Origin of the sequence: Mesorhizobium sp. (assembly GCF_005063415.1) — a bacterium.
Lineage (GTDB): Bacteria > Pseudomonadota > Alphaproteobacteria > Rhizobiales > Rhizobiaceae > Mesorhizobium.
This window is the reverse complement of the sequence record NZ_SUEG01000017.1, coordinates 49,956-55,467: the sequence shown is the minus strand read 5'-3', so window position 1 is coordinate 55,467 and position 5,512 is coordinate 49,956. Positions and strand designations below refer to the sequence as shown.

Annotated in this window: 5 protein-coding genes and 1 pseudogene; all 6 read left to right on the top strand. The window is 62.9% G+C overall.

Features of this window, described 5'->3' with window-relative positions:
* A pseudogene (locus tag E5W70_RS07530) lies at nt 1-153 on the top strand (rhizopine-binding protein); the annotation flags it as partial.
* 114 nt (nt 154-267) lie between these two features.
* A complete protein-coding gene (locus E5W70_RS07525) occupies nt 268-1,344 on the top strand; it encodes an ABC transporter permease (RefSeq protein WP_292655972.1) in 1,077 nt (358 codons plus the stop codon).
* Between the two features lie 2 nt (nt 1,345-1,346).
* A complete protein-coding gene (locus tag E5W70_RS07520; RefSeq protein WP_254815918.1) occupies nt 1,347-2,114 on the top strand; it encodes an ATP-binding cassette domain-containing protein in 768 nt (255 codons plus the stop codon).
* Nucleotides 2,115-2,182: 68 nt separating this feature from the next.
* Entirely contained in the window at nt 2,183-3,184 is a 1,002-nt protein-coding gene (gene iolG / locus E5W70_RS07515; RefSeq protein ID WP_292655967.1) for an inositol 2-dehydrogenase, read from the top strand.
* Between the two features lie 23 nt (nt 3,185-3,207).
* The gene (locus tag E5W70_RS07510) at nt 3,208-4,002 is read left to right on the top strand and encodes an SDR family oxidoreductase (protein WP_292655964.1); all 795 of its coding nucleotides are present in this window, start codon (nt 3,208-3,210) and stop codon (nt 4,000-4,002) included.
* A gap of 475 nt (nt 4,003-4,477) precedes the next feature.
* Nucleotides 4,478-5,512: 3-deoxy-7-phosphoheptulonate synthase (locus E5W70_RS07505; protein ID WP_292655961.1), on the top strand; the 1,035-nt coding region annotated here is incomplete at its 3' end.

The window sequence follows — 5,512 nt, the reverse complement described above, 5'->3', positions numbered from 1 at the left end:
GCGACGGTATTCCAGGACGCAGCCGGCCAGGGCGCCGGCGCGCTTGACGCAGCGCTCAAGCTGGCGAAGGGCGAGAAGGTCGAGCACAAGGTCTACATCCCGTTCCAGCTGGTCACGCCGGCAAACATCGACAAGTTCCTGAAGAAGAACTGAGGCGGACCTGTCCGATACGGGGCGGCGCGCCAAAGTAAGACAGCGCCGCTCCGCTTTTTCCCTCTCGGCCTGAACAGCGCCGAGTGGAGACCGTGGCTGACGGAGGAAGCACGATTGGCACAGACATCTCACGGCGTCGGCGGGCTCAGCTATGATGCGAAGCGGCGCGCATGGCCGGCCGAATTCAACGTCTTCCTGGCGCTTGTCATCCTGGTCGGCGCTTTCGAACTGATCGGCCGGGTTTTCCTTGGCGACAGCTTCCTGTTCAATACCCGCGACAATATCGACGCAATCTTCAACGAGGCGCGCCTGCAGATCATTATCCTGCAGGTGTCGATCGTCGGCATCATCGCTATCGGCGTGACGCAGGTGATCATTACCGGCGGCATCGATCTGTCCTCGGGTTCGATTGTCGGCGCCACGGCGATGATCGCCATGAGCTTCGCCCAGGTGGCGACGGTCAACGGCAACCCGAACCCCAAGGCAATGTTCATCGCCCAGGGCTGGACCGACCTGCCGGTGATCGTGCCGGTGCTGGTCGCGATCGGCTGCGGCCTGCTGGCCGGCCTGGTCAACGGTGCATTGATCGCCTACACGCGCATTCCGCCGTTCATCGCCACGCTCGGCATGATGGTCACCGCGCGCGGCATCGCCAAATGGTGGTCGAAGGGACAGCCGATCTCGTTTCCGACCGAGAGTTTCGCCGCCATCGGCAAGGGGCTGATGCCGGTCATCATTTTCATATCACTCGCGGTGCTGTTCCAGCTGATCCTGAGCTACACCAAATATGGCAAGCACTGTTATGCAATCGGCTCCAATGAGGACGCCGCGCGCATGTCCGGCATCAACATCGCCAACCACAAGATCCTCGTCTACGTCATTGCCGGCGTCCTCGCCGCGCTCGCCGCCGTCGTGCTGAGCTCCAAGAATCTCACCGCCCAGGCCGGCATGGGTGTAATGTACGAGCTCGACGCGATCGCCATGGCGGTTATCGGCGGCGTGTCGCTGTCGGGCGGTCGCGGCTCGATCATCGGGACAGTGATCGGCTCGCTGATCTTCGGCGTCATCATCTCCGGCTTCACCTTTCTGCGCCTCGACGCCTATTATCAGGAGATGGTCAAAGGCGTGATCATCGTCGGCGCAGTCGTTCTCGACCAGTGGCGCCAACGCCTGCGGGCAATGAGGGCTTGATCATGTCGGACATCGTCCTGAAGACCGAAAACCTGACCAAGTATTATGGCGGCGTCCATGCGCTGGAGGGTGCCAACTTCGAGCTGCGCAAGGGCGAGCATGTCGCCATCATGGGCGACAACGGTGCCGGCAAATCGACCTTCGTACGCCAGATTACCGGCGTCGAGCAGCGCACCAGCGGCAGGATGTGGTTCGACGGCAAGGAAGTGAATTTCGCCGGGCCTATCGAAGCCCGCGAGGCGGGCATCGAGACGGTGTTCCAGAACCTGGCGCTCGCCGACGACCTCGACGTGCCGTCGAACCTATTCCTCGGCCGCGAGCGAGTGCTGTTCAATCTCGGACCCTTCTCGATCCTCGATCGCAAATTCATGCGCAAGGCGACCGAGGCAGCCTTGGTCCGCACCGCAGTCAAGATTCCCAATCTTTCCAATACCATCCGCCATATGTCGGGTGGCCAGCGCCAGTGCGTAGCGATCGCCAGAACCGCGACCTTTGCTTCCAAGCTCATCATCATGGATGAGCCGACGGCGGCACTCGGCGTGCAGGAGACGATGCAGGTCGAAAACATCATCCGCACGCTGAAGGAGAACGGCGAGCCGCTGATCCTGATCTCTCACAACATGCGCCAGGTGTTCGACCTGGTCGACCGCATCGTCGTTTTCCGGCGCGGCCGCATCGTCGCCAATTTGCGCAAGCAGGACACCGACGGCAACGATATTGTCTCCTACATCACCGGTGCCAAGACCGGGCAGGCAGAACTTGCGGCGTAACGGCCAACGCCGAGCCACAGGCGCTGACACGCCCTCCCTTCCGAACCATCCTCAAAGGAAAATTCTTCATGCCTCTTCGCTTTGCTCTTCTCGGTGCCGGCCGTATCGGCAAGGTCCACGCTCGCGCCGTTGGTTCCAATCCGCAGGCCAGGCTGGTTGCGGTTGCCGACGCCTTCGAGAAGCCGGCGGCCGATCTGGCCGCTGCCTATGGCGCCGAAGTGCGCAGCATCGATGCCATCGAGAAGGCCGGCGATATCGATGCGGTCGTCATCTGTACGCCGACCGACACCCATGCCGATCTGATCGAACGCTTCGCCAAAGCGGGCAAGGCGATTTTCTGCGAAAAGCCGATCGACCTCGACGCCCGCAGGGTGGAACAATGCCTGGCCGTCGTCGACAAGACCGGCGCCACCCTGATGGTCGGCTTCAACCGCCGCTTCGATCCGCATTTTGCCGCCGTGCGCAAGGCGATCGACGACGGCGCCATCGGCACTGTCGAAATGGTGACAATCACCTCGCGCGATCCCGGCCCGCCGCCGCTCGACTATATCGGCCGCTCGGGCGGCATCTTCCGTGACATGACCATTCATGACTTCGACATGGCGCGCTTCCTGCTCGGCGAGGAGCCGGTGGCGGTCAGCGCGCACGCTTCGGTGCTGGTCGACAAGAAGATCGGCGAGGCCGGCGACTTCGACAGCGTCAGCGTCATCCTCGAAACTGCCTCCGGCAAGCAATGCGTCATCTCCAACTCGCGCCGCGCCACCTATGGCTACGACCAGCGCATCGAAGTGCATGGCTCGAAAGGCATGATTGCGGCCGAGAACCAGCGGCCGGTGTCGATCGAACTGGCCAATGAGAAAGGCTATACGCGGCCGCCGCTGCACGACTTCTTCATGACCCGTTATCTCGACGCCTATGCCAACGAGATCGCTGCCTTCATCGCGGCAGCGACGTCAGGCAAGAAGGCGGCGCCGAGCGGCAAGGACGGGCTGGTGGCGCTCAGGCTGGCAGATGCGGCGCTGAAATCGGCTAAGGAAGGCAAGACCGTCCGCCTCGACAAAACAATCTGACTATCAAGCACAGGAGCAAGGCGATGAACGGTTCAGCCGGTCACAATTCCGAAACACGCGCCATCGTCACCGGCGGCGCACAAGGCATCGGCTTTGCCGTCGCCGAAGCGCTGGCCGATGAGGGCTGCCGGGCGCTGGCCCTGATCGGCCGCTCGCAGGAGAAAGGCGAGAAGGCTGTCGCCATCCTCAAGCGGGCAGGCGTCGATGCCATCTTCATCAGCGCCGACGTCTCAAAAGTGGCCGACTGCAAGCGTGCGGTCGAAACGGCGATTGGCCATTTCGGTACCGTCAACGCGCTGGTCAACGCCGCTGCCACCTCGGCTCGCGGCTCGCTGGTCGAGACCTCCGAGGATCTCTTCGACCAGATATTCCAGACCAATGTGCGCGGCCCGTTTTTCCTGATGCAGGGCGTGGTGGCGCATTTGCTGGCGCGCCAGGCACCGGGCGCGATCGTCAACGTGCTGTCAATGTCGGCGCATTGCGGCCAGTCGTTCCTGGCACCCTATTCGTCGAGCAAGGGAGCGCTGGCGACACTGACCAAGAATGTCGCCAATGCCTATCGCGGCAATCGCATCCGCTGCAATGCGGTGCTGCCTGGCTGGATGGATACCGAGGGCGAGGCGATCGTGCAGAAGAAATGGCACGACGCGCCGGACGACTGGCTGGAGAAGGCCGAGGCCGCGCAGCCGATGGGCCAATTGGTGAAGCCGGCGCAGCTTGCCCGACTGATCAGCTACATGATCAGCCCGCAGTCCGGCGTCATGACCGGGTCGCTTGTCGACTACGATCAGAACATCGCAGGGGCGTCACCGGAATAACGTCGGCAAGTCTAGCGGAACGCCGCCCATCCACTTCGTCATCCACGGGCGGAGCAAGGAGCGCAGCGACGCGGCGCAGACCCGAGGATCCATGCCGTGACATCTAGGCGTCGCTACAATGCAGAATTCAGTTCCGCAGCACTCCTTGGCCAAGGCAACGGCATGGATCCCAGGGTCTCCGCGACGGAGCTTCGCCCCTGCTTCGCCCTGGGATGACGAAGTTCGGGGGCTTCAGCCAATCGCGAATGGGCTGGAGTAGACCTCCTCCTCACCAGAGACGTGACAAGCGCCTCTGCTTCGACTATATGAGCCTCATGATCAACCTGACCGCCACCTATTGGTACTTTAGGAGCTCGCTGGCGGCGGGAGGATTGCGCTCGATCTGAAGATTGCAGCAACAACATCCGAACAGCCGCCAGACCTGGCGGCTTTTTTGTTTCAGCCGGCAGGTCTCCTCAATCAGGAGCAGAAAGCCGTGTTGACCACCACAGACGATCTTCGGGTCAAAGAAATCAGAGAATTGAGCACACCGGACGAGGTGATGCGGGAGATACCGCGCACGCTGACGGCGACGCGCACCGTTGCCGCGTCACGCAACGCCATCCACGCCGTGCTGACCGGCACCGACGACCGGCTGGTGGTCGTCGTCGGGCCCTGTTCGATCCATGACCCGGCGGCCGCCGTAGACTATGCCAGCCGTTTGGCATCGCTTCGGGAAAGCCTGTCGGATCGGCTGGAGATTGTGATGCGCGTCTATTTCGAGAAACCGCGCACGACGGTCGGCTGGAAAGGCCTGATCAACGATCCCGACCTCGACGGCAGCTTCAACATCGACAAGGGACTGCGGATGGCCCGCAACGTGCTCTCCGCCGTCAACAATCTCGGCCTGCCGGCGGCGACCGAATTCCTCGATATGGCCACCCCGCAATATATCGCCGACCTCGTCGCCTGGGGCGCGATCGGCGCGCGCACGACCGAGAGCCAGATCCACCGCGAACTGGCATCAGGCCTGTCCTGCCCGGTCGGCTTCAAGAACGGCACCGACGGCAATTTGCGGATCGCGGCCGAGGCCGTGAAATCCGCCGCCCAGCCGCATCATTTCATGGCGGTGACGAAGGGCGGACGCAGTGCCATCGCGACGACCACCGGCAACGAGGACTGCCACGTCATCCTGCGCGGCGGTATTGTGCCGAATTATGACGCGGCCAGCATTGCTGCTGCCTGCGCGGAACTCGGCCGGATCGGCGTGGCGCCGCGGCTGATGATCGATGTCAGCCACGCCAACAGCAGCAAGAAGCCGGAAAACCAGCCAGGGGTGGCGGCTGACGTGGCTGGCCAGGTCGCGGCAGGCGACGAGCGCATCATCGGCGTCATGATCGAGAGCAACCTTGTCGCCGGCCGGCAGGACGTCGTGCCCGGCAAGGCCGTGAAGCACCGTCTCGGTGGCTGCCCAGTCGATGCAGCCATCGGTGATGCTCTGGCCATAGACGAGCGGCTTGCCGGGCACGAC